We start from the raw sequence: 24570 nt of genomic DNA, 5'->3' as shown, positions 1-24570 counted from the left end.
CCCCGGTTCGTCTCCGCGATCATTACCAAGCGCTGACGTGGTTGGCGACCCGGCGAGACGAACGCGCACACTGGGCCGATGAGCACCACGTCGCGGCGGTACGCCGCGCTGGCCGGAGTGACCGCCGCCGCCGTCGCGATCGGGATCGCGGAGCCGGTGGCGGTGCTGACCGGCCCCCGGTCGGCGCCACTGGTCGCGGTCAGCGGGGTGGTGGTCGACGCCGTCCCCGAGCCGCTCAAGCAGTTCGCCATCGACGTCTTCGGCACCGCCGACAAGATCGCCCTGCTGACCGGAACGGCACTGCTGCTGGGTGCCTTCGCCGCGCTGCTCGGGATGCTGGCGGTCCGCCGGCTGGCCCTGGGCCTGGCCGGCATCGCGGCGTTCGGCGTCGTCGGTGTGGCCGCCGCGCTGACCCGCTCCGGCGCGGACGTCTTCGACGCCCTGCCGTCGTTGGTCGGTGGCACGCTCGGCGCCCTGGTGCTCTGGCTGTTCATCGCCGGCCCGTTCGAGCTGGACCCCTGGCCCTGGGCACCACCCGCCGACCCCCGCTCGGCAACCACGCCGGTGTCGCTCGCCGGGCCGACTGAGAGCCTGCCGATCCCAGTGACCCCCGCCGCCCCGCCGGTGCCGGTGACCCCCGCCGCGCCGGCCCCGGCTGTCGATCCGGAGTCGCGCCGACGGTTCCTGACCGGCACCGGCGTACTGCTCGGCACGGCGGCCGTGGCCGGTCTCGGCGGGCGCTGGCTGTCCGGTCGACGCGGTGTGTCCGCCGCCCGGGACGCGATCCGGCTGCCCGCGCCGATCGCCCCGGCACCGGCGGTGCCGGCGGGCGCGGACCTGTCGCTGGCCCAGCTCGCGCCGTACGTCAGCCCGAATTCCGGGTTCTACCGGATCGACACCGCCCTGGTGGTGCCGCAGGTGAACCCGGACACCTGGCGGCTGCGCATCCACGGCCGGGTGGGCACCGAGCGCACCTACAGCTACGCCGATCTGCTGGCCCGGCCGTTGGTCGAGCGGTACGTCACACTGGCCTGCGTCTCGAACGAGGTCGGTGGCGATCTGATCGGCAACGCCCGCTGGCTGGGCGTACCCCTGCGGGAACTGCTGGACGAGGTGCAGCCGGAGCAGGACGCCGACCAGGTCGTCGGCCGCTCGGTCGACGGTTGGACCTGTGGCACCCCCACCGCAGCGCTCCGCGACGGACGGGACGCGCTGCTGGCGATCGGCATGAACGGCGAGCCGTTGCCGGTCGAGCACGGGTTCCCGGTCCGGATGGTGGTGCCGGGTCTCTACGGCTACGTGTCGGCCTGCAAGTGGGTGACCGAGCTGGAGCTGACCCGGTTCGCCGACTTCGACGCGTACTGGGTGCCGCGCGGTTGGTCCGCCCAGGGCCCGATCAAGACCCAGTCGCGCATCGACGCCCCGCGTCGGCGCAACCGGTTGACCGCCGGTCCGGTGACGGTGGCCGGTGTGGCCTGGGCGCAGCACCGGGGCATCAGCCGGGTCGAGGTACGCGTCGACGACGGCCCCTGGCAGGAGGCGGAGCTGGCCCCGACGGTGTCGGTGGACACCTGGGTGCAGTGGTCCTGGCGCTGGGACGCCACGCCTGGCGACCACCGGCTCCAGGTCCGGGCAACCGACGCTACGGGCGAAACCCAGACCGAGCGTACGCAGAGCGTCGCCCCGGACGGCGCCACCGGCTGGCACACAGTCCCCGTCAACGTCCGCTGATCTGGCTCACGCCGTGCACTGAGCCGGTCGGGGCCGCGCGCTGAGCCCGTCGGCGGCCAAGGGAGGACCTGCACCTTCGTTCTTCCTTTGCTCTGCTTCAACCCAGGAAACACGCCGTGTCCGTTATTCGGACAGGGGGTGTTTCCTCCGCTGAAGCAGAGCAAAGGACCGCAGGCATACCCCCGGCATCGCAAAGGACGGCAGGCCTACCGGTGGGTGGGCAGAGCGAAAACGTTCAGCGCACGGCTGCGTGGGCCTGGCATGGCGGCGGAGCGAGCGGCGGCGCCGGTCCGCCGTCCGTCAGAAGTTGCCTCGCGGTCGTGGTGCCGTGACGCGAAACCGCGCTCCCCATCGGGAGCGCGGTTTCGGAGAGTGCTGGTGTGTCGGGTCAGGCGACGTTGCGCTGGGCCGGGACCGTCGACTTGTGCGGGCGGCCCAGTCGCGCCTCCAGGCGGGCGACGTCGACCCGGATCTGCCGCCGGTCGGCCAGGTCCTCCCAGCCGACGGCGAGCAGGCGCAGCCGCTCCGACTCGCTGAAGCCGCCCCAGACGCCGTACGGCTCGCGGACCGACAGGGCGTGCGCGGCGCACTCGGCGCGGACCGGGCAGGCGCGGCAGACCGACTTGGCGGCGGACTCCCTGCGCAGCCGGGAGGAGCCCCGCTCCCCGTCCGGGTGGAAGAACTGGGCGCTGTCCCGGCCCCGGCAGGCACCGAGCCGCTGCCAGTCCCAGAGATCGACGATGGGTCCGGGCAGTCTACGTACGTTCGACATCAGCACCCCTCCTCCCGCGCGGCACCGCGAGAATTCTTGTGGCCGGCTTCCGGGCGGCGGGCCGCGCAGGCGCACCGTTCCCGGCCTGGACCTCCCGGTACCCGGGCTGTCGTCGGCTCACACGTGTGTGATCCAAAACGTCCGACAACTTGCGGCTTTTGCCCCATCTGTCGGAAAAGTTCAGATGATTGCCGGGAACCCCCTCCCCAGCCGACGCCGTCATGGTCTGCTCGTGTGCGGAGAGGAGACCACCACAGTGCGTACCGTTCTTGTGTGCGTTCGGACACCGCTCGCGGCTCAGCACCTCACTTCTGCTGCCGCCCGGCTGGGGTTGTCCGCGATCGTCCGTACCGCCGTCTCCGATCCCGAGGTGATGCTGCGACTCGCCGAGCGGCCAGCCGACGTGGTCCTGGCCGACACGGCACTCACCCGGCCGGACAGCGCGGGCTTCGTCCGTCGGGTGCTGGCCCGCGCGCCGCAGGCCGCGGTCCTGCTGCTCGGCGCCGAGGAGTCCGAGGCCGCCGCCGCCACCATCAGCGCCGGCGCCCGGGGTCTCATCCAGAACGCCGACCATGACCTGACCAGCGCGGTCGCCAAGGCCCTGCTGCTGCTCACCGCGCCCGGCCGGGCCTCCCGGCAGCGGGTCACCGACCCGGCGCGGGACACCGCGGCGGTCGGCGGCTCGGGCCGCTCCGCGCCATCGGTGCGCGGCTCCGCCGAACCCGGCTGGACGGCCGCGCCCGGCGACGGGTCGCCGGGCATGCCGTCGGTGCCGGTGCAGCGGGGCGACGACGAGGTCGAATCGGCGACCGACGGGTCGGCCGCCGGCCCGACCGACCCGAACCGGCCCGCCCCGAGCGCCCGCCCCAACCGGGCGGCGATCGGACTCACCGAACGAGAACTCCAGGTGCTGCTCGGCATGGCCGAGGGCAAGAGCAACGCGGAGATCGGCCGGGAGCTGTTCGTGTCCGAGGACACCGTCAAGACACACGCGCGACGGCTGTTCCGCAAGCTCGGCGCCCGGGACCGTGCCCACGCCGTCGCCGCCGGCTTCCGCGCCGGCCTGGTCTCCTGACCCGCGCACCGGGGTCAGCCAGCGATCAGTCGGCCGTGGTGGCGGTGCCCGGTTCGTCCTCGGTGCCCTCGGTCAGGGTGTCGTGCACCCCGTCGGCGTATCCACGGGCGTAGTCCCAGGTCACGTAGTGGTCCGGGTCCGGGTCGTACGCCGGCTCGTGCACCCGGGGCCGCCCCGAGTTGAGCAGGTGCCGCAGGTTGCCCCGCAGCAGGTCCCAGTCGAAGTAGTGCGGTTCCCGGCAGTCCTCGCATTCGATGACCAGCCCGCGCACCCCGATGGGCGCCAGCAGGGCCTGGTAGATCTCCAGGTCGGCGAGGTCCTCCAGCACATCCTGCCGCTCGACGTCGGTCAGCGGATCCGGCGTCGCGTCGTCGCCCGGATCGTCCAGGCCCGCGGTCGGGTCGGCCGGGTCGCCGTTGAACGGGTCGATGGGCTCGTCGTGCACCCCCTCACCGTAGACCCAACGCGGCGCGAACGTCCGCCCCCCGGCACGGTGCCGACGCGGCCGCCGCCGACGGAGGTCGCCCAGGTCACTGGGTACGATAGGACGACGTGCCGGCACCGTGGCGTGTTCCGGTGCCCGCCCGCGCCACCTCGCTGAAGCCCATCCGAGCAGCTCAGGGGAGCAATCGTGGAAAATTCGCCCAGCACCGATCTTCCGGCCGGCGTCGAGCACGCCGACCTGGGCGGCCACCTGCCCGAGCTGCCCGCCGGCTCGGCCCGGGTCGTTCCGCTCGGGCTCACCTTCGATGACGTGCTGCTCCAGCCGGGCGAGTCGGACGTCGTCCCCAGCCGGGTCAACACCCGGACGAAGCTCACCCGCGGCATCGAACTGACCGTTCCGCTGCTCTCCAGCGCCATGGACACGGTCACCGAGGCGCGGATGGCGATCGCCATGGCCCGCCAGGGTGGCATCGGCGTGCTGCACCGCAACCTGAGCGTGGAGGACCAGGCCCTCCAGGTCGACCTGGTCAAGCGCTCCGAGTCCGGCATGATCACCAACCCGGTGACGGCCAGCCCGGACGACACCCTGCGCGAGGTCGACGAGTTGTGCGGGCGCTACCGCATCTCGGGTGTGCCGGTGGTGGACGGCGAAGGTCAGCTGGTCGGCATCGTCACCAACCGCGACATGCGTTTCGTCTCCGAACCGGAGACCCCGGTCCACGAGATCATGACCCGGACGCCGCTGGTCACCGCCACCGTCGGCGTGAGCAAGGACGACGCGCTGGCGCTGCTGCGTCGCCACAAGGTCGAGAAGCTGCCGATCGTGGACGACTCGGGTCGGCTGCGCGGGCTGATCACCGTGAAGGACTTCACCAAGAGCGAGCAGTACCCGAACGCCACCAAGGACGACGCGGGCCGGCTGCGCGTGGCCGCCGCCGTCGGTGTCGGCGAGGACTCGTACAAGCGGGCCCGCACGCTCGTCGACGCCGGCGTCGACGTGCTGATCGTGGACACGGCGCACGGGCACCAGCGGGCCGTGCTGGACATGGTCCGCCGGCTCAAGAAGGACGTCACGATCGACATCGTGGGCGGCAACGTGGCTACGTACGCAGGTGCGCGGGCGCTGGTCGAGGCCGGTGCCGACGGGATCAAGGTCGGTGTCGGCCCCGGCGCGATCTGCACGACCCGGATCGTCGCCGGAGTCGGCGTCCCGCAGATCACCGCGATCATGGAGGCGGCCCGTGCCGCCCGCCCGGCCGGCGTCCCGGTGATCGGCGACGGCGGCATCCAGTATTCGGGCGACATCGCCAAGGCCCTGGTCGCCGGCGCCGACACGGTGATGCTCGGCAGCCTGCTGGCCGGCTGCGAGGAGAGCCCCGGCGAGCTGATCTTCATCAACGGCAAGCAGTACAAGGCGTACCGCGGGATGGGCTCGCTCGGCGCGATGCAGTCCCGGGGGCAGGCCAAGTCGTACTCGAAGGACCGGTACTTCCAGCAGGACGTGCTCGCCGAGGACAAGCTGGTCCCCGAGGGTGTCGAGGGGCAGGTGCCCTACCGGGGCCCGCTGTCCGCGGTCGCCCACCAGCTCACCGGCGGGCTGCGGGCCGCGATGGGGTACGTCGGCGCGGAAAGCATCCCCGAGCTGCACCGGCGTGGCCAGCTGATCCGGATCACGGCGGCGGGGCTCAAGGAAAGCCACCCGCACGACATCCAGATGACCGTCGAGGCGCCCAACTACCACTCCCGCTGACCATCCCCCAACAACCTGGAGTCCCCCATGCGTGACGTGGTCGAGATCGGGCTGGGCAAGACCGCGCAGCGCGGTTACCACCTGGACGACATCGCCATCGTGCCGAGCCGCCGGACCCGGGACGTCGACGACGTCTCGACCGCGTGGCAGCTCGACGCGTACCCGTTCGGCATTCCCTGTGTCGGGCACCCCTCGGACGCCACGATGAGCCCGTCCTCGGCGGTCCGGCTCGGTCAGCTCGGCGGTCTCGGCGTGCTCAACGTCGAAGGGCTGTGGACCCGCTACGAGAACCCGACGAAGGTGCTGGAGGAGCTGGCCGGCCTCGACGAGGACGCCCGCGCCACCAAGCGGCTCCAGGAGGTGTACGCCGAGCCGATTCGCCCGGATCTGATCGCCGAGCGGGTCCGCGAGCTGCGCGCCGGCGGCGGCACGGTGGCGGTGCGGGTGTCCCCGCAGCACACCCTGGCGCTGGCCCCGGTCATCCTGGACGCTGGCGTGGACATCCTGGTCATCCAGGGCACCATCGTGTCGGCCGAGCACGTGTCGACTACCGACGAGCCGCTGAACCTCAAGGAGTTCATCGCCGACCTCGACCTGCCGGTCATCGTCGGCGGTTGCACCGACTACAAGACGGCGCTGCACCTGATGCGCACCGGCGCGGCCGGCGTGATCGTGGGCATCGGCGGCGACGACTGGTCGACGACCGAGTCGGTGCTGGGCATCCGGGTGCCGATGGCCACCGCGATCGCCGACGCCGCGGCGGCCCGTCGGGACTACCTCGACGAGACCGGCGGCCGGTACGTGCACCTCATCGCCGACGGCGACATCCAGACCTCCGGTGACATCGCCAAGGCCCTCGGCTGTGGCGCGGACGCGGTGATGCTCGGCGAGCCGTTGTCGCTCTGCGACGAGGCGCCCGCCGGCGGCGCCTGGTGGCACTCGGCGGCTAGCCACCCGTCGCTGCCCCGCGGCGCGTTCGAGGTCGCCGGTGAGCCGCTCGGGTCGATGGAGCAGCTGCTCTTCGGCCCGGCGGACGAGGCCGACGGTCAGCTCAACCTGTTCGGCGGGCTGCGCCGGGCGATGGCCAAGTGCGGCTACCGCGACCTCAAGGAGTTCCAGAAGGTCGGCCTGGTCCTCGACCGCTGACGATTCGACGCTGGAAGGCCGGCCCGCGATCGCGCGGAGCCGGCCTTCCGTCGTCTGCCGGTAGGGCTGTCGCCCTCGATACGGCCATCGGACGACGTGTTGCTGGCTACGCTCGTTCCTGACCGGGGATGGCGGAGAAGGAGTCGTGCATGGTCCTGAGCGGACGCTCACCGTCCCGCCGCCGGCTGACCGCCGCCCTCACGGCGCTGAGCTGCGCCGTCACGCTGACCGCCGCCTGCACGGGCGACGACGACGGCGGGTTCCGACCCGGTGCCGCGGACATCGGCGACCCGTACGTGCCGGGCCGTGGCAACGGCGGCTACGACGTCACGCACTACGGGCTGGACGTCCGCTACGACCCGAAGACCGACCGGCTCACCGGTCGGGCGACAATCACGGCGACTGCCACCCAAAATCTGTCCCGTTTCAACCTGGACCTGGTCGGTCTGAACGTCGGCGTGGTCACCGTCGCCGACGAGCGCGCCGAGCACCGCCGCGACGACGGCGAGCTGGTGGTGACCCCGCGCGACCGGCTTGCGCGCGGCCGGGCCTTCACCGTGGTGGTCGACTACGCGGGGGTGCCGACCGCCGTGACCGATGGTGAGCTGGGCAGCGGCGGCTTCCTGCACACCGACGACGGGGCGATAGCTCTCGGCCAGCCCGACTCCGCGGCCACCTGGTTCCCGGTCAACGACCACCCGTCGGACAAGGCCAGCTACGACATCGCGGTGACCGTCCCGGACGGACTGTCCGCGTTGAGCAACGGGGTGCCCGGGCCCAGGAGCAGCGCCGACGGGTGGACCACCTGGCGCTGGTCGGAGCGCACCCCGATGGCGAGCTACTTGAGCACCCTCGTGATCGGAAACTATCGGGTGGTCACTGGCGAGCACGCGGGGCGCCCGCTGGTCACCGCCGTGGCGGCGAGCCTGCCGGCGAACGGTGGGGCTGCCGGTTCACTGGCCCGCACCGGCGAGATCGTGGACTTTCTGGCCAGCCGTTTCGGCCCGTACCCGTTCGACGCGTACGGCGGGATCGTGGTCGCCGACGACCGGGTCGGGTACGCGTTGGAGACCCAGTCGCGGCCGGTCTACGGGCCCGCCTTCTTCACCGACGACCGTCCCAATCCCGGCGTGGTGGCGCACGAGCTGGCCCACCAGTGGTTCGGCGACAGCGTGTCCCTGCACCGGTGGAGCGACATCTGGCTCAACGAGGGCTTCGCCAGCTACGCCGAGTGGCTGTGGGAGGAGCACGACGGCGGCCGGACCGCGCAGCGCAACTTCGAGGTGCAGTACGCGTCGACCGACTGGTCCCAGCCGTCGGTCGAGCCGGGACGGGAGCGGATGTTCGGCACCGCCGTCTACAAGCGTGGCGCGCTCGCCGTGCACGCGCTGCGCCGGACGGTCGGTGACGACATCTTCTTCCGCATCCTGCGCACCTGGACCACGGAGCGGGCGTCCGGCACCGCCACCACCTCGGACTTCGTGGCGCTGGCCGAGCGGGTGGCCGGCCGGCAGCTTCGGCCGCTCTTCGACGCGTGGCTGGTGGGCGGAGCGGCACCGACCCTGCCGTGACGGCCCCGTGATCATCTGTCGATAGGCTGCCGCCTGCGATCGGGCAGGAGCGCCGGTCGCGCGGGGTGGCGAGGCCCCCCGCACCGGGCGTACGGGGAGGGTTCGTGATGCGGGGAACGCGGCGCAGGCTGCGGGTGGGTGCCGGTCTGCTGGTGACCGGGGCGCTCGTGCTGTCCGGATGCGACTCGTCCACCAAGGAGGCCGCGGCCCCGACGCCGAGCGCGTCCCCGACGCCGTCGCGGACCTTCACCGCCGGGGCGGCCGGGGTCGGCGACGCGTACTTCCCGACCTACGGCAACGGCGGGTACGACGTCGGGAAGTACACCGTGAAGGTGCGCTACGACCCGGCGAAGGACCAGTTGACCGGTACGACGACGGTGCAGGCCACGGCGACGGCGGACCTGTCGACGTTCAACCTCGACCTGGCCGGTCTGACGGTCAAGACGGTCACCGTGGACGGCACGCCGGCCACCCACAGCCGGGAGAAGAACGAGCTGGTGATCAAGCCGGCGGCCGGCCTGATCACGGGCAACGGGTTCGTCGCGGAGATCGTGTACGAGGGCGTGCCGAAGCCGCTGAAGAACGAGGTGCTCGGCGAGGGCGGGTTCCTGCACACCGCCGACGGCGCGATCGCGCTGGGCCAGCCGGAGTCGGCGAGCACCTGGTTCCCGGTCAACGACCACCCGTCCGACAAGGCCGCGTACGACTTCGAGATCACCGTCCCGCAGGGCGTCACCGCAGTCAGCAACGGCGTGCCGGGCGGCAACACCACCAAGGACGGCTGGACCACCTGGAAGTGGTCGGAGAAGTCGCCCATGGCCAGCTACCTGAGCACCGTGGTGATCGGCAAGTTCCGGATCACCACCGGCCAGCACAAGGGCAAGCCGGTCTACAGTGCCGTCACCACGAAGGTGGCCAAGGGCGCGTCGGACGCGTCGATCGCGCAGACCGTCAAGGTGGCCGACTACCTGGAGAGCGTCTTCGGGCCGTATCCGTTCGACGCGTACGGCGGCGTGGTCGTCTCGGACAGCCGCATCTCGTACGCGCTGGAGACGCAGAGCCGCCCGGTCTACTCCGCCGGCTTCTTCCGGCGGGGCGAGAACACCGAGGTGGTCGCCCACGAGCTGGCCCACCAGTGGTTCGGCGACAGCGTGGCGCTGGCCAAGTGGGAGGACATCTGGCTCAACGAGGGCTTCGCGACGTACGCGGAGTGGCTGTGGGCCGAGCACACCAAGCAGTACACCGCCAAGCAGGCGTTCGACATCCGCTACGAGCGGGTCCCGGCCGCGGTGTGGAAGACCCCGCCGGGCAAGCCGGGGATGAAGGACCTGTTCAGCGAGTCGGTCTACCAGCGTGGCGGGATGACCCTGCACGCGCTGCGGGTGGCCGTCGGTGACAAGGCGTTCTTCCAGATCGTCAAGACCTGGGCGGCGGAGAAGCGCAACGGGACCGCGACCACGGCCGAGTTCGTGGCCCTCGCCGAGCGCATCTCCGGCAAGCAGCTCGACGCCCTGTTCGAGGCGTGGCTCAACGGCACCAAGAAGCCCGCCCAGCCCAAGAAGCTCTGACCCGCACCCCCCACTCCCCGCGATCTTGCACTTTCTGCCCCGGCGAAAGGGGTGAGTGCGGCGCAATCGGCGACCGAAAGTGCAAGATCGCGGGGCTGGGGGCTGGCGGGGTCAGGTCTTGACGACCAGCTTGGGGTGGGCCGCGAGGTACGCGTCCGCGCGGCCGGCCCGGAGTTCGGTGATGAACGTCCGGCCCTCGCTGGTGAGTTGTTCGCCCCGGTAGGCGCTGCCCTTGCCGACACCCGCGCCGGGCAGGCCGACCAGCACGAACTTGTTCTCCGGCACCCCGCTGAGCGCGTACGCCAGGTCGACGATCCGGTTGCCGCCCACGTAGATCAGGGTGTCGCCCAGCGCGGCGACCACCTGGTCGACGCGCTCCGGCTGCCGGGCCAGGCCCTCATCGAGGATCTTGCCGGTCAGTGCGCGGACGAGCTGCTGCTGGTGGCGCTGGCGGGCGTAGTCGCCGCCGGTGATGTAGCGCTGCCGCGCGTAGTCCAGCGCCTGCCACCCGTTGAGGTGCCGCTCGCCCTTTTCGTAGACCTGCTGCGGCCCGGTGTACCCGCCGGGGGCGCTGTCCCGGTACTTGCCGTCGGGCTTGCGGTGCAGCGAGGCGACCCGCTGGTCGACGTAGATGTCCACCCCGCCGAGGGCGTTCACCAGCCGGTCGAACCCGGTGAAGGTGAGCACCGCCCCGGCGTCGATCCGCAGGCCGGTGTAGCCGCTCACCGTGCTGCGCAGCAGCTCGTACCCCTGGGCGGTGCTCGGCTGCTTGGGCTTGCCCGGCACCCGGCTGCCGAAGCTCATCGAGTGGGTGAGCTTGGTCCTGCCACCCTTGTAGCCGGCCTTCGGAAACGCCGGAATGTCCACCAGCAGGTCGCGGGGGAGCGAGAAGAGGTACGCCCGGCCCAGCCCCTTCGGCACGTGCAGCACCAGCACGGCGTCGGAGTGCGGTTCCCAGCCGGGAACGCTGACCCGGGTGTCCACCCCGACGAGCAAGAGCGTCAGCGGGCCGGTGATGTTCGCGCCCGGAGGCGGGCCGGTCGGGCTGGGCGTGGCCGTGGGCGTGCCGACCGGCGACGGGCTCGGCGAGCCGGCCACCGGAGTGCCGGCGGGCGAGTCGCCCCCGGTCAGCCGGGTGATCACCACCGTGCCGCCAGCGATCAGCGCGACGACGGCGAGGGCGGCCAGCCCGAGCACCAGCCACCGTCGCCGCGGCTCCATCGACCCCAGGTTCATCGTGTTTTCCTTCCACCCGTATCCGGCACAACGCTCCGACAGGTGCTCCGGGTTGCGGCCGGAAGGCGCCGGGTCGGTCGGCCGGTGCATGATCGCGCGAAAACGGGCGCTGGCGCGAGCGCTACTGACGAGTAATGATGCCTTCATGCGGTACGACGTGGTCGTCATCGGGTCCGGCTTCGGCGGCAGCGTCACGGCGCTGCGCCTGGCCGAAAAGGGTTACTCGGTAGGCGTCCTGGAGGCCGGCCGCCGCTTCGCCGACGACGAGTTCCCGCAGACGTCCTGGCGGGCCCGCCGGTTCCTCTGGGCGCCGAAGCTGGGCTGCTACGGCATCCAGCGGCTCACCCTGCTCCGCCCCGCCGAGCGGCGATCCGGCGGCGGCGTGCTCGTGCTCTCCGGCGCGGGAGTGGGCGGCGGCTCGCTGGTCTACGCCAACACCCTCTACGAGCCGCTGCCGGCGTTCTACACCGACCCGCAGTGGCGGGACATCACCGACTGGCGCGACGAGCTGGCCCGCCACTTCGACCAGGCGAAGCGGATGCTCGGCGTCACCACGTACCCGATGGACACCGGCGCGGACCGCGCCATGCGGGCGGTGGCCGACCGGATGGGGGTGGGCCACACCTTCCACGCCACCCCCGTCGGCGTGCACATCGGCCGCCCCGGCGAGCGCGTCGCCGACCCGTACTTCGGGGGCGTCGGTCCGGAGCGCACCGGCTGCCTGCACTGCGGCTCGTGCATGACCGGCTGCCGGCACGGGGCCAAGAACACGCTGGTCAAGAACTACCTGTGGCTCGCCGAGCGGCTGGGCGTCACAGTGCACCCGCTGACCACTGTGACGGCCGTCCGTCCGGCCGCCGACGGCGGGTACGAGGTGCACACCGAGCGCACCGGCGCCTGGCTGCGCCGACGGCGGCAGGTGATCCACGCCGAGCAGGTGGTCTTCGCCGCCGGGGCGCTGGGCACCCAACGGCTGCTGCACGGCATGAAGACCGACGGCGCCCTGCCCCGGCTCTCACCCCGCCTGGGTGAGCTGACCCGGACCAACTCGGAGGCGATCCTGGGCGCGTCGATCTCCCGACAGGAGGCCCGGCAGCGGCGGACCGACTTCACCGAGGGGGTGGCGATCACCAGCTCGTTCCACCCCGACCCGCAGACCCACATCGAGCCGGTCCGCTACGGGCGCGGCTCCAACGCCATGGGGCTGCTCCAGTCGCTGCTTGTCGACGGCGGCCCGCACCGCGTTCGGCGCTGGCTGGGCAGCATCGTCCGGCAGCCGGGGCTGGCCGCCCGGATGCTGTCCGTGCGCGGCTGGTCGGAGCGGACGGTGATCGCCCTGGTGATGCAGTCGGTGGACAACTCGCTGTCCACCCGCTGGCGGCGCGGCGTGTTCGGTCGCCGGCTGGTCACCGGGCCCGGTCACGGCACCCCGAGCCCGACCTGGATCCCGGCCGGCAACACTGCCACCCGGCTGCTCGCCGAGGAGATCGGCGGTACGCCCGGCGGCTCGCTCACCGAGCCGTTCGACATTCCGATCACCGCGCACATCCTGGGCGGGGCGGTGATCGGCGCCACCGAGGCCGACGGGGTGATCGACCCCTGGCACCGGGTGTACGGCCATCCGGGGCTGCACGTCGTGGACGGCGCGGCGGTGTCGGCGAACCTGGGCGTCAACCCGTCTCTGACGATCACCGCGCAGGCGGAACGGGCGATGTCCTTCTGGCCGAACAGGGGCGAGGAGGACCCCCGGCCGGCGCTCGGGGATCCGTACCGGCGACTCGACGCGGTGGCGCCCCGGCAGCCGGCGGTGCCGGCCGATGCTCCGGCCGCGCTACGCCCCTGACAGCGGGCGGCGCAGGATGTGGTTGATGCCGAACACGGTGTCGCTGACCCGTACGTCGGTGTAGCCGATCCGCCGGTAGAAGCCGTGCCCGGTGAGGCTGGCGCCGGTCTCCATGAACTCGTGCCCCTCGGCGCGGGCCAGCTCCTCGACGTGTCGCATCAACCGGCGGCCGACGCCCCGGCCGTGCGCGTCCGGGTCGACGAACATGGTGTAGACCTTGTTGCCGTCGCGGGACACCGTGCCGACCGGCCGCCCGTCCTCTTCGGCGACGTAGATCCGACGCTCGACGCCGAGCTCGCGGAACCGGTCGGCGGTGAAGTGGGCGCACATCTCATCGATCAGCTCGGCCGGGTAGTCGCGGCTGTTCACCTCGCGAAGACAGCGGACGACCAGGGCCGACAGCGCCTCGCCGTCCTCGGGACGGAACTGTCGTACGGTCACCTCGGTCATCGGCGTGCCTCCGTCCGGTCCGCGCTCGGGTCGCTGAGCACGGTATCGCCGCGCGTGGCGCCGGTGCGGTCCCGCGGAACGTTGTGGGTCGTACCGGATGAGGTGGGCGACGCGCCGCGCCGAGTGCGTGGGGCGCGGCTCGGGGCGGCCGTGACTGTCGGTAGGCTTTGTGCACATGAGCCTGCCTCGCCCTGTCCTCGTGGTGGACTTCGGAGCCCAGTACGCCCAGCTCATCGCGCGCCGGGTCCGCGAGGCGAAGGTCTACTCCGAGATCGTGCCGCACTCGATGCCGGTCGCCGAGATGCTGGCGAAGAACCCGGCCGCGATCATCCTCTCCGGTGGCCCGGCCAGCGTGTACGCGCCGGACGCCCCGCAGATCGACGCCGGCGTGTTCAGCACCGACGTGCCGCTCTTCGGCATCTGCTACGGCTTCCAGGCGATGGCCCAGGCGCTCGGCGGCACCGTCGCGCACACGGGCAACCGCGAGTACGGCGGCACGCCGCTGCGCCCCCGCCTCCTCGAGCCGGGCGTGCTGCTGCGCGACCTGCCGGCGGACCTGCCGGTCTGGATGAGCCACGGCGACTGCGTCACCGAGGCCCCCGAGGGCTTCACGGTCACCGCCGAGTCGGCGGGCGCCCCGGTGGCGGCCTTCGAGGACGTGGCCGGGCGTCGAGCCGGCGTGCAGTTCCACCCGGAGGTCGGGCACACGGCGCACGGCCAGGAGATGCTCCAGCGCTTCCTGTACGACATCGCCGGCATCGAGCCGACCTGGACGCCCGAGAACATCATCGACGAGCAGGTGGCCCGGATCCGCGCCCAGGTCGGTGACAAGGAGGTCATCTGTGGCCTGTCCGGCGGGGTGGACTCCGCGGTCGCCGCGGCGCTCGTGCACAGGGCGGTCGGTGACCAGCTCACCTGCGTGTTCGTCGACCACGGCCTGCTGCGTGCGGGTGAGGCCGAGCAGGTCGAGAAGGACTACGTGGCGGCCACCGGCATCAAGCTGAAGGTCGTCGACGCCGCCGACCGGTTCCTCGGCGCGCTGGCCGGGGTGACCGATCCGGAGCAGAAGCGCAAGATCATTGGCCGGGAGTTCATCCGGGTCTTCGAGGCCGCCGCCCGCGAGATCGCCTCGCACGGCGATGTGGAGTTCCTCGTCCAGGGCACCCTCTACCCGGACGTGGTGGAGTCCGGCGGTGGCTCCGGCACCGCCAACATCAAGAGTCACCACAACGTCGGCGGCCTGCCCGAGGACCTGAAGTTCGCCCTGGTCGAGCCGCTGCGCACCCTGTTCAAGGACGAGGTCCGGGCGCTCGGCCTCCAGCTCGGCCTGCCCGAGGCGATGGTCTGGCGGCACCCGTTCCCCGGCCCCGGCCTGGCCATCCGGATCATCGGCGCGGTCGATCAGGAGCGCCTCGACCTGCTGCGCCGCGCCGATCTGATCGCCCGCGAGGAGTTGACCGCGGCAGGTCTGGACCGGGGTGTCTGGCAGTTCCCGGTGGTGCTCCTCGCCGACGTGCGCAGCGTCGGCGTGCAGGGAGACGGGCGCAGCTACGGGCATCCCGTGGTGCTGCGCCCGGTCTCCAGCGAGGACGCGATGACCGCCGACTGGTCCCGGCTGCCCTACGACGTGGTGGCCCGGATCTCCACCCGGATCACCAACGAGGTCGCCGAGGTCAACCGGGTGGTCCTGGACGTGACCAGCAAGCCGCCGGGCACCATCGAGTGGGAGTGACAGTGGCTCACGCGGCGGGCGGCGTGTGGGGCGGGGTCGTCGGCGGGTAGGGCGGCGTCGGCGCGTACCCCTGCTGCGGTCCGCTGGGCGCGGGCCCGGCGGTGGGCTGCGGCGCGGCGCCCGCCGGGTGCGGCCAGGCGGGCGCGCTGGTGGGCTCCTCGGGCATCAGGAACCACATGATGGGGTACGCGAAAAGCGCGAGCCCGCCGGTGAGCAGGCCGGTGACCGCGAAGGCCACGCGGACCAGTGTGGGGTCGACGTTGAAGTAGCGGCCGAGGCCGCTGGCGACCCCCGCCACCATGCGGTCGGTGGTGGGTCGCCGGAGCTGCTTGTACGGGGCCTGGGGAGCGGCGGTGGATGTCATGTCTCCACGGTCCGCGCCGGTGCCCGGCCCGCCCTCGGTGACCGCCCGGATCCTTACCCTGACCGATCCCTGAGCGGGTAGCAAAGAGTCAGGAATCCGACTCTTTTCCGTCCCGGTAACGCCATCCGGGGAGAATTTGGTCCCGTGACCACCTTGCTGGAGCCGCTTCGCAGGATCGCGGCATACGCAGTTTGTGCTGATTCAGACGGCCGAGTGTTGCTGGTCCGCGCATCGGAGCGCTCCGGCACCCCCGGCACCTGGTCGCTGCCTGGCGGGGCGGTCGACCACGGTGAGGACCCGAACCACACAGTCGTCCGCGAGACCGCCGCCGAGACGGGCCTCTCGGTCGCCGTCTCGGGCCTGGCCGACGTGCTCGCCGACATGCGGGCGCTGCCCGAGCGGGGCATCACCATCCACACGGACCGGTTGATCTACCGGGTGGCGGTGCGTGGCGGCACCCTCGCCGACCGGGTCGGCGAACGCCCCACCGACCTGGCCCGGTGGTACACGCTCGACGAGGCCCGCGAGTTGCCGCTGCGCTCGTTCACCGCCCGTGCCCTCGGTCTGCCCGCCTCCTCGGCCGACGTGGTGCCCGACGAGGTGCCCGAGTTCCCCTCCTTCTACGCGGTGCCCGGCCCGGACGGGCTGCACCGGGCGCAGCGCTTCGCCGCGTACGCCGTGTGCACCGACCCGGCCGGCCGGGTGCTGCTCACGCGGATCTCCGACGGCTACCCGGGCGCCGGCTGCTGGCACCTGCCCGGCGGCGGCACCGACTACGGCGAGCAGCCCGGCGCGGCGCTCATCCGGGAGTTGGTGGAGGAGACCGGCCAGGCGGGCCGCCTCGTCGAGCTGCTGGGTGTGGCGAGCCACCGGGACGCCGCCTCGCTCGGCCCGGAGGGTTACCCGATCGACTGGCACGGCGTCCGCGCCTTCTACCGGGTCGTGGTCGACGAGCCCAACGCGCCGACGATCACCGACGTCGGTGGCTCCACCTGCGAGGCCCGGTGGTTCGCCCGCGAGGAGCTGGGCGCCCTCGGAACCGACCGCCTGACCGAGGTGACGGCAGAAGCAGTCCAGGCAGCCCAACTAACCTGACCCCCCACCCCCACCCCCCGGGCTGCGCCCGGGTTCCCTCCTTGCGGCGATCATGAAGTTATTGTCGGGACACGCGAGATGGACGGCGATAACTTCATGATCACCGGCCGGAGGGCGGGTGCGGGGGAGCGGGGGCTGGTTGTGGAGCTGGTGCGGCGGGTTGCGGTTTATGGTTTGTTGTCGGCTTCCGGGCGGGTTCTGGTTGTTCGGGAGCCGGCGGGGGGCCTCTGGTCGCTGCCCGGGGGGTCGGTCGCGCACGCCGAGCACCCTGAGCGTGCGGTCGTGCGCACGGTGGGCGAGCAGACCGGGCTGACCGTGTCGGTGGGGCGGTTGCGGGCCGTGGTCGCGGACGTCAGCCCTCCCACGCAGGACGGTGTCTCGCTGCACACCGACCGGTTGCTGTTCGAGATGACAGTCGACGGCGACGTGTCGGGTGACACCGGAGGCGGCACGATCGAGGCCCGCTGGGTCAGCCCGGAGGACGCGGCCCGGCTGCCGTTGACGCCGTTCAGCGCCGAACTGCTCGGACTGCCGGTCACCCCGCTCCCCGCCGACGCGCCCCCGTCCGCCGAGCCGCTCCCGCCGCTGCACCCGGATCGGCGGCTGCGCTTCGGGGCGTACGGGCTGGTCACCGACCCGGCCGGGCGGATCCTGCTCACCCAGATCGCGGACGGCTATCCCGGTGCCGGCAAGTGGCACCTGCCCGGCGGTGGCACCGATCACGGCGAGCAGCCGACCACCGGGCTGCTCCGTGAGCTGGTGGAGGAGGGCGGTCAGGTGGGCCGGGTGGTCGAACTGCTCGGCGTGGACAATCTGCACAACCCGGCCGCGCTCGGCCCGGAGGGGCGTCCGCTGGACTGGCACGGCGTCCGGGTGATCTATCGGGTCCTGGTGGACGTACCCACCGACGCGGTGGTGACCGAGTCGGCCGGTGGCTCGACCGCCCGGGCGGGCTGGTTCACCATCGCCGAGACCGCTGACCTGCCGCTGACCGGTATCGCTGCCTCGGCAATCGGACAGCTGGGTCGATAGCACCCGGCTCAGCGAGCCGAGATGGTGGCCCTCCGGTACAGTCGGAGGCGGGAATGGTGGAGGAAACGGGCGATCAAGCCCCGGATGGGAATAACAAGGCGGTTCGCGCGGTTTGCACCAGATATAAGTACCGCCGGCAGCTATCGCCAAGCCACGTTCCCCTATGCGATGGTGTACTCCGCAAAACGGCTGCCGGGCCACGCAAGGTCCGGCACGAGACAGCCGGACACCCGCCCCAAACGGCGGCAAGCCGATCCGGTGATGGAGGAAACGTGCCGAGAGCCCCATGGCGCCGGCGTCGTACGACTGACAGTCCGCGCCCCGCAGGGCGTCGCTGGGCGGGCCCGTTGCGCCGCAGCAGCACGTTCGCCCGCCAGGTGCTGCTGGTCCGGGTGGGTCGCCGTGACGGCGACCTGCGGACCACCGACGTGACACTGCCCGAGCACCGGTACGCCGACCGCCAGCGCCGCCGTTACGGCCTGGACCGGCTCAGCCGCCCGTCGCTCGGCGTCAATCGGGCCGAGATCGAGGCGGTCATGCCGGTCAGCCCGGCGCTGCCGCCGATGGCGCACGCCGACGAGGCGTCGTCCCGGTCGATCCCACTGCTGCCCGGCGAGCGCACCGTCGCCCGCCGGATGAAGTTCGGTCTGGTCAACGCCTGCACCCTGGCCAGCCTCATGCTCGGCATGCTGGCCATCTTCCTCGCCATGCAGGGCGAGGTGCGCATCGCCGCTCTCTGCCTGATCGCCTGCGTCGGCTTCGACGGCCTCGACGGCGCGTTGGCCCGCCGGCTCGGCGTGGCCAGCCCGTTCGGCGCTCAGATGGACTCGCTGGCCGACATGTGCTCGTTCGGCCTCGCCGCGCCGGTGGTCGTCTACGCCTCGCTCGCCGGCTCGGTGTCGACGGCTGCGGCCGCGGTGGCCTGCGCCCTGGTCGCGGCGTGTGCGGCGATCCGGCTGGCCCGCTTCAACGTCTCGCCGAAGGACGGCCGCTTCTTCTGCGGTGTCCCCACCACCATGGCCGCGGCCGTGCTCGCCGTGACCGTGGCGATCGGCCTGCCGGTGCCCGGCCTGGTGCTCGTCGCCGGAGTCGCGCTGCTCGCCTTCGCGATGGTGTCCAGCTTCCCGTACGCCAAGCTCGCGCGCCTGGTGAAGCTGCCGCCGTGGCTCTGGCTGGCCCCGGTGGTCGGCGCGCTCGTCGACATCCGGCTCACGTTCGCCCTGATCGTGGTGGGCTACCTGGTCAGCGGGCCGGTGCTCTGGCTGCGCCAGCGTCGTACCGCCTGATCCGACACACGAAAAAGGGGCGCCGCGGACAGCGGCGCCCCTTTTTCGCGTCTCGACGTCAGCGCCAGCGGGCGATGACCGTGGAGCCGCCGACCACCTTGTCGCCCGGCCCCACCAGCGGGTCCGCGGCCTCGGCCGGCAGGTAGACGTCGGTCCGCGAGCCGAACCGGATGAGCCCGAAGCGCTCCCCCTTGGCCAGCAGCGCGCCGATCGGCGCCCGCTGCACGATGCGGCGGGCGATCAGGCCGGTCCGCTGCGCGACCACCACCGTGCCACGGCTGGTGTCCAGAACGGTGTACGCGGCGACGTTGTGCTCGGCGTCCGGCTTCATCGCGTTGACGAAGCCGCCGTCGGCGACGAAGTAGTCCACCACCTTGCCGGCGACCGGAGCCCGGTTGACGTGCACGTCCAGCACGGAGAGGAACACCGCGACCCGCAGCCACTCGCCGTCGCCGAAGCGCTCGTCGTGCAGGCGCTGCACCGACAGGACCTTGCCGTCAGCGCTGGCCACCACGGCGTTCGGGTCCTCCGGGACGTCCCGCTGGGGATCGCGGAAGAACGCGGCTACCGGCCCGGCGGCCAGCGCCGGCAGCAGCCACAACCTGCTCGACGGCCGCGCCACCCGGGCCAGCGCCGCCAGACCCAGCGTGATGCCCGCCGCGGCCACCCCGTTGGAGTCGATGTGCATTCCCCGGGTCAGCGGCACGCTCGACGGCCGGTACGCCGGGGCCAACCGGTCGGCCGCGGCCGGGCTGGCCGGGGTGAACCGGAGTCGGTAGACGCGTACCGGCGGCGTGTTCCGCAGCACCAGGTCCCCGCCGACGCCGTAGAGGGCGTCGTGGCGGGCCAGCTCGGTGGCCGCGCCGGTCGTCCGGCCCGGCGTCGCGGTCGTCGCCACGCTCAGCACGCCGCCGTCGGTCAGGTACTTGGACAACCCGTCGACGCCGCTCCGGGTCTCCTCGGCGGTGCCGATGAACGCCTCGCCGGCGATGACCACGGCGGCGGCCTCGGCGTCGGCGAGCGAGTCGACCACCCGGACACGGTCGGCGACCCATCGGCCCTGAGCGGTGACGTGCTCGCGGAGCACGGAGGTGCCGGACGAGTCGGCGGGCACCACGGTGAGCTGGTCACCGGGGAGCAACGCCTCGATGGCCGCGGCCAGCACCGCGGACTCCGGGCTCGCGCCGACCAGCAGGGCGGCCTTCGGGTCGTTCATCCGGGCCAGCTCGGCGACGAGGGTACGGGCGGCTCGCTCGCCGATGCGGACCGGACCGGACCGGCCGGTGGTACGCATGGCGGGGGACTGCGTCATGTCGGGCGGGCTCCTGACGGGGTAGAGACGGGAATCGCGGCGGGGCGCCATGGCGGGGACGGGCCGGCCGGCGGAGGCGAGATCTCCACCGGTCAGCATATGCGCCCGCCCGCGCCGGCCGCACCGCCGTGGAGGTGGTGCGGGCCGCCGCGGGCGGGGAGCAGGGTCAGGATTCCCGCCGTCGGCTCTCCCGATCGTCCGCCGGATCGTCGCCGGTCGTCGTGCTGAGGTGATCGGGTCGGGTCGGCTGGTCACTCCCGTCAACGGGCTGGCCGGAGACCGGCGACGTCGGCGGCTCCGACGCGCCGTGGGCCAGCCAGGCCGGGTGGATGGCGTCCGCCGACGCCTCCGGTGCCCGCATCTCGGCGGTCGGGGCCTCCGGCAGACGCATCTCGGCGGTCGGCGCCTCCGGTGCCCGCGTCGCCACGGTCGGGGCCTCGGGCGGCAGGGGAGTGTCCCAGGTGGAGTGTTCGGCGGTCCACGCCGGAACACCCGCTCCGGAGGTCGGGGTGGGTGCCCCGGAGGTCGGCACGCCGGGCTCGGCGGCGGTGACCGGCCCGAACGCCGAGGTCGACGTGCCGGGTTGCGGGGCCGCGATCGTGGCCGGCTCGGCGACGTCGTTCGGCTCCGGGCGGCCGGATCGGCCGGAGCGCAACGCGCCGACCAGACCGAAGATCCCGATCAGGATCAGCGCGCCGGCCAGGAACCAGCCGACCGGCGGGAGTGCGAGCCCGAGCAGCTGGGCGAGCAGCCACCAGGCCGACAACGCCAGGAACACCAGCCCGAAGGCGAACGAGAGCAGGTCCGTACGGTGAGCCTTCACCGGGTCACCTCCAGGTTGCCGGCATTGACGTGGATGTACAGGCGCAGCTTCCCGCCGCCGGGGCCGTCCGCGCCCAGGTCGGTGGACTCCCGCTGGCGGCCGTCGATCCCGCCGGAACGGTTGCCGAAGATGGTGGCGTCGCCGGCATTGACGTCGGCCACGGTGGTGACGTCCACGTTCGGCGGTACGACAACTGTCGCCTTACCGAAATTGATCGCGACGGTCACCTGGCTGTCCTGCTTCGAGAAGTCGAGGCCCCGCAGGTCGAGCACGGCGTCACCGAAGCTGTTCTCGTACCGGTCGGCGAGGTCGCGGTAGTCGGTGGGCGCCCAGGTGACCGCGCCGTCCACGCCGCGGATGCGGTCGTAGGACTCGGCGACCGTGGCGGTCCCCAGAGCCGCGGCGGTCACCAGGCCGAGCGCGATCAGCCAGCGGGCCCGACCGAACCAGGTGCCGACCAGCAGCCCCAGCCCGATCGTCGCCAACGCGGCCGCGAAGTACGCCGAAGCGCTGACGGCGAAGACGTCCAGCAGGTCGAGCAGGGCGACGACGCCGAGGGCCAGGAAGATCAGCGAGAAGGTCACCGCGCCGAGCGGCGAACGCTCCCGGGGCCGCTTCGGCGGCTTCGGTGGTTTGGGCGGTGGGTACGCGGCCGGTGCCGGCGCGGCGTACGGGCCGTGCGGCGCGAACGGTGGGCGGTACCCGCCCGGCGTCGCCGAGACCGGGTAACCCGACGGACCGGCGGGCACGGCGGTCACCGGCGCCGACGGCCAGCCGGCGGTGGAGGTGACCTCGGCGGCCGTGTCGCTGCCCGGCCAGCTCTGCCCGGGCGCCGGCCAGGCGGCCTCCTGCGGTCCCGTGGTGGCGCCGGCCGGCTGCCCGGAGACCGGCCCGGTCCCGGACGACAGCGCCGCCCCGGACACCTGCTGCGCGCCGGCGAACGGCTGCGTGGCGGTGGCCGGCCGGGTGCCGTGCACGGGTGCGCTCGGCGGCTCACCCGGCGCCGCGGCGGCGTACGCCGGAGCGCCATCCGCCAACGGCGCGGTCGCCAGCGGCCCGGTGGACGGCACCGTGCCGTGCGTCGGGGCGGGCCAGGCGACCGGCGGAACCGGCCCGGGTGGCGTACCTGTCGGAGTGGGCGGCACCGGCCCACCCGGGGCGCCGGGCTGTGGCCCACGGCTGTCCCGGTTGAGCAGCAACGCGCCGCCGATCAGGATGGCCGCGCCGAGCAGCACGGCCCGGAAGGCGTCGGTGACGATGTAGCCGAAGCTGGCCGCCACCAGGATGCCCAGCACGATCACGGTCACCGGGGACATGCTGGAACGGCCGCGCCCCAGCATCGACTCCACCGGGGATGCCGTGTCGCCCTCGTTCGGGATGATCAGCCAGGCGGCGACGTACACCAGGATGCCGATGCCGCCGAAGAACCCGAGCACCGCGAGCAGCACCCGCCAGAGCACCGGGTCGGTGTTGGTGGCTCGTCCGATCGCGGCGCAGACCCCGGCCAGGTAACGACCGTCGCGCGGCCGGACCAGCCCGTACCGCGAGGTGAAGCCGGTGCCGCCCAGCGGCCCCACGGACGGCCCCGGCCCACCGGGCCCTCCAGGCGTACCCGCGCCGCCGCCGGCCCCGTAGCCGGCACCTGTCGTACCGCCGCCGGGCCCGTAGCCCGCGCCGGGCGCGAAGCCGTCGTCGGGCCCCTGGCCCGGGCCGGGCGCGTAGCCGGCGCCGGGCGGGTAGCTCGGTGGCTCGTACGCGCCGGGTGTCGGTTCGGCGGCCGGGCCGGTGCCGGCGGGCGGGCCGAACGTGGTGGGCTCGGTCCAGCCGGCGGGTGTTCCGGCTGGGGCGGGCGGTACTGAACCGCCCGGCTGTGCCGACCCGGGGTGGGGCGGCGGGGCAGCTTCCTCGGTCATGCCTCGATCCTGCTGCCCGCTTCGCCCGAACGACCTCAGGACCCGACCCTGACCCCACCCTGAGATCCGAGCGGCCGGAATGTCGGGGGCGTCCCCGTGGTCGGGGGACGCCGCAGCGTGTGACGATCGGACTCACCGACATCCGGACAGCCCACCACCGTGACCAGGGAGCCTGCGATCAGCACCGTGACCCCGCCTCCGCGCCTCTACCGCGCCCCCGAGCATCGGATGGCCGCTGGCGTCGCCGCCGGTATCGCCGACCACCTCGGCATCTCGGTGCTGCGCGTGCGGGTCGCGTTCATGGTGCTGCTCGGGCTGAGCGGGCTCGGACTGCTGCTCTACGCGGCCTTCTGGGCGGTGGTGCCGCTGCGACCCGGCGACACCGCCGTGCCGCCCCGGCGCGACGTGGCCCAGCTCCTGCCGTTCGTCGGGATCGGGCTCGGTGTCCTGCTGATCCAGGTGATGGTCTTCGACTCGGTAGGCGCGGCGGGCACCGCCGGTTGGCTGGTGGCCATCATCGCGGTCGGCGCCGGGGTCATCTGGCACCAGTCGGCGCCCGAGCGGCGACGGCGCTGGGGCGACACGATGCCGGTCCCGTGGCTCGGGGCGGTCGTCGAGGAGAGTGACCGGCGGGCCTTCGTGCTCCGGTTCATCGGCGGCGGGGTGCTGGTCGCGGTCGGCATCATCGGTGTCGCGGCGGTCTACTCGCCGGCACAGAACTTCGACGCGGTGATCAACGGGGTGATCTTCGCGCTGGTCGGGTTGGCCGGGGTCGGCGTGGTCGCGGCGCCGGTGCTCTGGCGGACGTACAGCCAGCTCCGCGCGGAGCGCGAGGGCCGCATCCGCGAGCAGGAGCGGGCCGAGCTGGCCGCGATGGTGCACGACCAGGTGCTGCACACGCTGGCGCTGATCCAGCGCAACGCCGGCGACGTCAAGACGGTGCAGCGGTTGGCCCGGGGCCAGGAGCGTTCGCTGCGCAACTGGCTCTACAAGCCCACGGCGTCACCGAGCGAGCGCTTCGCGGCCGCCCTGGAGCAGGCCGCCGCCGAGGTCGAGGACACCTTCGCCATCACTGTGGAGACCGTGGTGGTGGGCGACCGGGAGACTGACGAGAAGGTCGGCGCGCTGGTCGCCGCCGCGCGCGAGGCGCTGGTGAACGCGGCCCGGCACGCAGGTGTGCAGACCGTGTCGCTCTACGCCGAGGTGGAGCCCGAACAGGTCAGCGTCTTCGTCCGGGACCGGGGCAAGGGCTTCGATCCGGATACGGTGGAGGACCACCGGCACGGCGTACGCGGTTCGATCATCGGACGGATGAAGCGGCACGGCGGACGGGCCGAGATCCGGTCCGGCCCGGGGGAGGGGACCGAGGTCCGGTTGATCCTGCCGATCTCCCGGGACTCGTCCGCAGCGGAGAGGAACAAATGACC

19 protein-coding genes and 1 pseudogene are annotated in these 24570 nt (G+C 72.7%); 12 read left to right on the top strand and 8 right to left on the bottom strand.

Annotated elements, in window-relative coordinates; genetic code table 11:
- Positions 1-78 precede the first annotated feature (78 nt).
- Complete coding sequence (locus ACLQ27_RS09160) at positions 79-1731, top strand: molybdopterin-dependent oxidoreductase (RefSeq protein ID WP_425866336.1); 1653 nt, start codon at positions 79-81, stop codon at positions 1729-1731.
- Positions 1732-2119: 388 nt separating this feature from the next.
- Here ACLQ27_RS09160 and ACLQ27_RS09155 read toward each other — a convergent pair whose 3' ends face one another.
- On the bottom strand, positions 2120-2503 hold the full coding sequence (locus ACLQ27_RS09155) for a WhiB family transcriptional regulator (RefSeq protein WP_234589302.1): 384 nt from the start codon (positions 2501-2503) through the stop codon (positions 2120-2122).
- Between the two features lie 256 nt (positions 2504-2759).
- Between ACLQ27_RS09155 and ACLQ27_RS09150 the strand changes: the two genes are divergently transcribed.
- Positions 2760-3578, top strand: coding sequence for a helix-turn-helix transcriptional regulator (locus ACLQ27_RS09150; RefSeq protein WP_357574603.1), 819 nt, complete (start codon positions 2760-2762; stop codon positions 3576-3578).
- Positions 3579-3603: 25 nt separating this feature from the next.
- Here ACLQ27_RS09150 and ACLQ27_RS09145 read toward each other — a convergent pair whose 3' ends face one another.
- Complete coding sequence (locus ACLQ27_RS09145; RefSeq protein WP_234589304.1) at positions 3604-4023, bottom strand: DUF5319 domain-containing protein; 420 nt, start codon at positions 4021-4023, stop codon at positions 3604-3606.
- A 186-nt stretch (positions 4024-4209) separates the two neighbouring features.
- On the opposite strand from ACLQ27_RS09145, the gene guaB reads away from it, so the two are divergent.
- The 4 genes from guaB (at position 4210) to ACLQ27_RS09125 (ending at position 10057) form a co-directional block, all read left to right on the top strand.
- Positions 4210-5772: an IMP dehydrogenase gene (guaB, locus tag ACLQ27_RS09140; RefSeq protein ID WP_234589309.1), complete on the top strand. Its 1563-nt coding sequence runs from the start codon at positions 4210-4212 to the stop codon at positions 5770-5772.
- Between the two features lie 27 nt (positions 5773-5799).
- Entirely contained in the window at positions 5800-6918 is a 1119-nt protein-coding gene (locus ACLQ27_RS09135) for a GuaB3 family IMP dehydrogenase-related protein (protein ID WP_234589311.1), read from the top strand.
- A 149-nt stretch (positions 6919-7067) separates the two neighbouring features.
- Complete coding sequence (locus tag ACLQ27_RS09130) at positions 7068-8489, top strand: M1 family metallopeptidase (RefSeq protein ID WP_425866333.1); 1422 nt, start codon at positions 7068-7070, stop codon at positions 8487-8489.
- Between the two features lie 107 nt (positions 8490-8596).
- Positions 8597-10057, top strand: coding sequence for a M1 family metallopeptidase (locus tag ACLQ27_RS09125; protein ID WP_357494402.1), 1461 nt, complete (start codon positions 8597-8599; stop codon positions 10055-10057).
- Between the two features lie 111 nt (positions 10058-10168).
- Here ACLQ27_RS09125 and ACLQ27_RS09120 read toward each other — a convergent pair whose 3' ends face one another.
- Positions 10169-11293 carry an LCP family protein gene (locus ACLQ27_RS09120; protein ID WP_425866331.1) on the bottom strand — a complete coding sequence of 375 codons (1125 nt, stop codon included), beginning with the start codon at positions 11291-11293 and terminating at the stop codon, positions 10169-10171.
- Positions 11294-11438: 145 nt separating this feature from the next.
- Between ACLQ27_RS09120 and ACLQ27_RS09115 the strand changes: the two genes are divergently transcribed.
- Entirely contained in the window at positions 11439-13136 is a 1698-nt protein-coding gene (locus tag ACLQ27_RS09115) for a GMC family oxidoreductase (RefSeq protein ID WP_357574606.1), read from the top strand.
- On the opposite strand, the gene ACLQ27_RS09110 is transcribed toward ACLQ27_RS09115, so the two are convergent.
- The gene (locus ACLQ27_RS09110; RefSeq protein WP_425866329.1) at positions 13125-13586 is read right to left on the bottom strand and encodes a GNAT family N-acetyltransferase; all 462 of its coding nucleotides are present in this window, start codon (positions 13584-13586) and stop codon (positions 13125-13127) included. The two genes, ACLQ27_RS09115 and ACLQ27_RS09110, sit on opposite strands and share 12 nt — an antisense overlap.
- A 175-nt stretch (positions 13587-13761) precedes the next feature.
- Here ACLQ27_RS09110 and guaA point away from each other — a divergent pair, with 175 nt between their 5' ends.
- Positions 13762-15318, top strand: coding sequence for a glutamine-hydrolyzing GMP synthase (guaA, locus tag ACLQ27_RS09105; protein WP_357494394.1), 1557 nt, complete (start codon positions 13762-13764; stop codon positions 15316-15318).
- A 7-nt stretch (positions 15319-15325) separates the two neighbouring features.
- Here guaA and ACLQ27_RS09100 read toward each other — a convergent pair whose 3' ends face one another.
- Entirely contained in the window at positions 15326-15682 is a 357-nt protein-coding gene (locus tag ACLQ27_RS09100; protein WP_425866327.1) for a PspC domain-containing protein, read from the bottom strand.
- 144 nt (positions 15683-15826) lie between these two features.
- On the opposite strand from ACLQ27_RS09100, the gene ACLQ27_RS09095 reads away from it, so the two are divergent.
- From ACLQ27_RS09095 to ACLQ27_RS09085, 3 genes are all read left to right on the top strand, one after another.
- Positions 15827-16777 (top strand): NUDIX hydrolase, encoded by a 951-nt coding sequence (locus ACLQ27_RS09095; protein ID WP_357494390.1) that lies wholly within the window; start codon positions 15827-15829, stop codon positions 16775-16777.
- A gap of 96 nt (positions 16778-16873) precedes the next feature.
- Positions 16874-17809, top strand: a complete 936-nt coding sequence (locus tag ACLQ27_RS09090; protein WP_425866817.1) for an NUDIX hydrolase — start codon at positions 16874-16876, stop codon at positions 17807-17809.
- 347 nt (positions 17810-18156) lie between these two features.
- Positions 18157-19095: a CDP-alcohol phosphatidyltransferase family protein gene (locus ACLQ27_RS09085; protein ID WP_234589336.1), complete on the top strand. Its 939-nt coding sequence runs from the start codon at positions 18157-18159 to the stop codon at positions 19093-19095.
- A gap of 58 nt (positions 19096-19153) precedes the next feature.
- Here the strand turns inward: ACLQ27_RS09085 and ACLQ27_RS09080 are convergent, their stop codons facing one another.
- The 3 genes and pseudogenes from ACLQ27_RS09080 to ACLQ27_RS09070 all read right to left on the bottom strand — a co-directional run bounded on the left by ACLQ27_RS09080 (position 19154) and on the right by ACLQ27_RS09070 (position 23143).
- Positions 19154-20407: a phosphatidylserine decarboxylase gene (locus ACLQ27_RS09080; RefSeq protein WP_425866326.1), complete on the bottom strand. Its 1254-nt coding sequence runs from the start codon at positions 20405-20407 to the stop codon at positions 19154-19156.
- Positions 20408-21046: 639 nt separating this feature from the next.
- A pseudogene (locus tag ACLQ27_RS09075) lies at positions 21047-21230 on the bottom strand (hypothetical protein); the annotation flags it as partial.
- Complete coding sequence (locus tag ACLQ27_RS09070; protein WP_425866324.1) at positions 21227-23143, bottom strand: PspC domain-containing protein; 1917 nt, start codon at positions 23141-23143, stop codon at positions 21227-21229. The gene ACLQ27_RS09070 and the pseudogene ACLQ27_RS09075, both read right to left, overlap by 4 nt.
- A 159-nt stretch (positions 23144-23302) precedes the next feature.
- Between ACLQ27_RS09070 and ACLQ27_RS09065 the strand changes: the two genes are divergently transcribed.
- Positions 23303-24568, top strand: coding sequence for an ATP-binding protein (locus ACLQ27_RS09065; RefSeq protein WP_234590204.1), 1266 nt, complete (start codon positions 23303-23305; stop codon positions 24566-24568).
- Positions 24569-24570 lie beyond the last annotated feature (2 nt).

The organism is Micromonospora sp. DT63 (assembly GCF_049841615.1).
Taxonomy (GTDB): domain Bacteria; phylum Actinomycetota; class Actinomycetes; order Mycobacteriales; family Micromonosporaceae; genus Micromonospora.
The sequence above is the reverse complement of the archived record's forward strand: the minus strand, read 5'-3'. Positions and strand labels throughout refer to the sequence as shown.

What these genes read in the sequence shown, in the direction of transcription:
- ACLQ27_RS09135 (WP_234589311.1), top strand. Translation starts at nt 5,800, where the DNA reads ATGCGTGACGTGGTCGAGATCGGGCTGGGCAAGACCGCGCAGCGCGGT.
- ACLQ27_RS09110 (WP_425866329.1), bottom strand. Translation starts at nt 13,586, where the DNA reads ATGACCGAGGTGACCGTACGACAGTTCCGTCCCGAGGACGGCGAGGCG.
- ACLQ27_RS09125 (WP_357494402.1), top strand. Translation starts at nt 8,597, where the DNA reads ATGCGGGGAACGCGGCGCAGGCTGCGGGTGGGTGCCGGTCTGCTGGTG.
- ACLQ27_RS09070 (WP_425866324.1), bottom strand. Translation starts at nt 23,143, where the DNA reads ATGACCGAGGAAGCTGCCCCGCCGCCCCACCCCGGGTCGGCACAGCCG.
- ACLQ27_RS09115 (WP_357574606.1), top strand. Translation starts at nt 11,439, where the DNA reads ATGCGGTACGACGTGGTCGTCATCGGGTCCGGCTTCGGCGGCAGCGTC.
- ACLQ27_RS09155 (WP_234589302.1), bottom strand. Translation starts at nt 2,503, where the DNA reads ATGTCGAACGTACGTAGACTGCCCGGACCCATCGTCGATCTCTGGGAC.
- ACLQ27_RS09160 (WP_425866336.1), top strand. Translation starts at nt 79, where the DNA reads ATGAGCACCACGTCGCGGCGGTACGCCGCGCTGGCCGGAGTGACCGCC.
- guaA (WP_357494394.1), top strand. Translation starts at nt 13,762, where the DNA reads ATGAGCCTGCCTCGCCCTGTCCTCGTGGTGGACTTCGGAGCCCAGTAC.
- ACLQ27_RS09120 (WP_425866331.1), bottom strand. Translation starts at nt 11,293, where the DNA reads ATGAACCTGGGGTCGATGGAGCCGCGGCGACGGTGGCTGGTGCTCGGG.
- ACLQ27_RS09090 (WP_425866817.1), top strand. Translation starts at nt 16,874, where the DNA reads ATGATCACCGGCCGGAGGGCGGGTGCGGGGGAGCGGGGGCTGGTTGTG.
- ACLQ27_RS09080 (WP_425866326.1), bottom strand. Translation starts at nt 20,407, where the DNA reads ATGACGCAGTCCCCCGCCATGCGTACCACCGGCCGGTCCGGTCCGGTC.
- ACLQ27_RS09100 (WP_425866327.1), bottom strand. Translation starts at nt 15,682, where the DNA reads ATGACATCCACCGCCGCTCCCCAGGCCCCGTACAAGCAGCTCCGGCGA.
- ACLQ27_RS09130 (WP_425866333.1), top strand. Translation starts at nt 7,068, where the DNA reads ATGGTCCTGAGCGGACGCTCACCGTCCCGCCGCCGGCTGACCGCCGCC.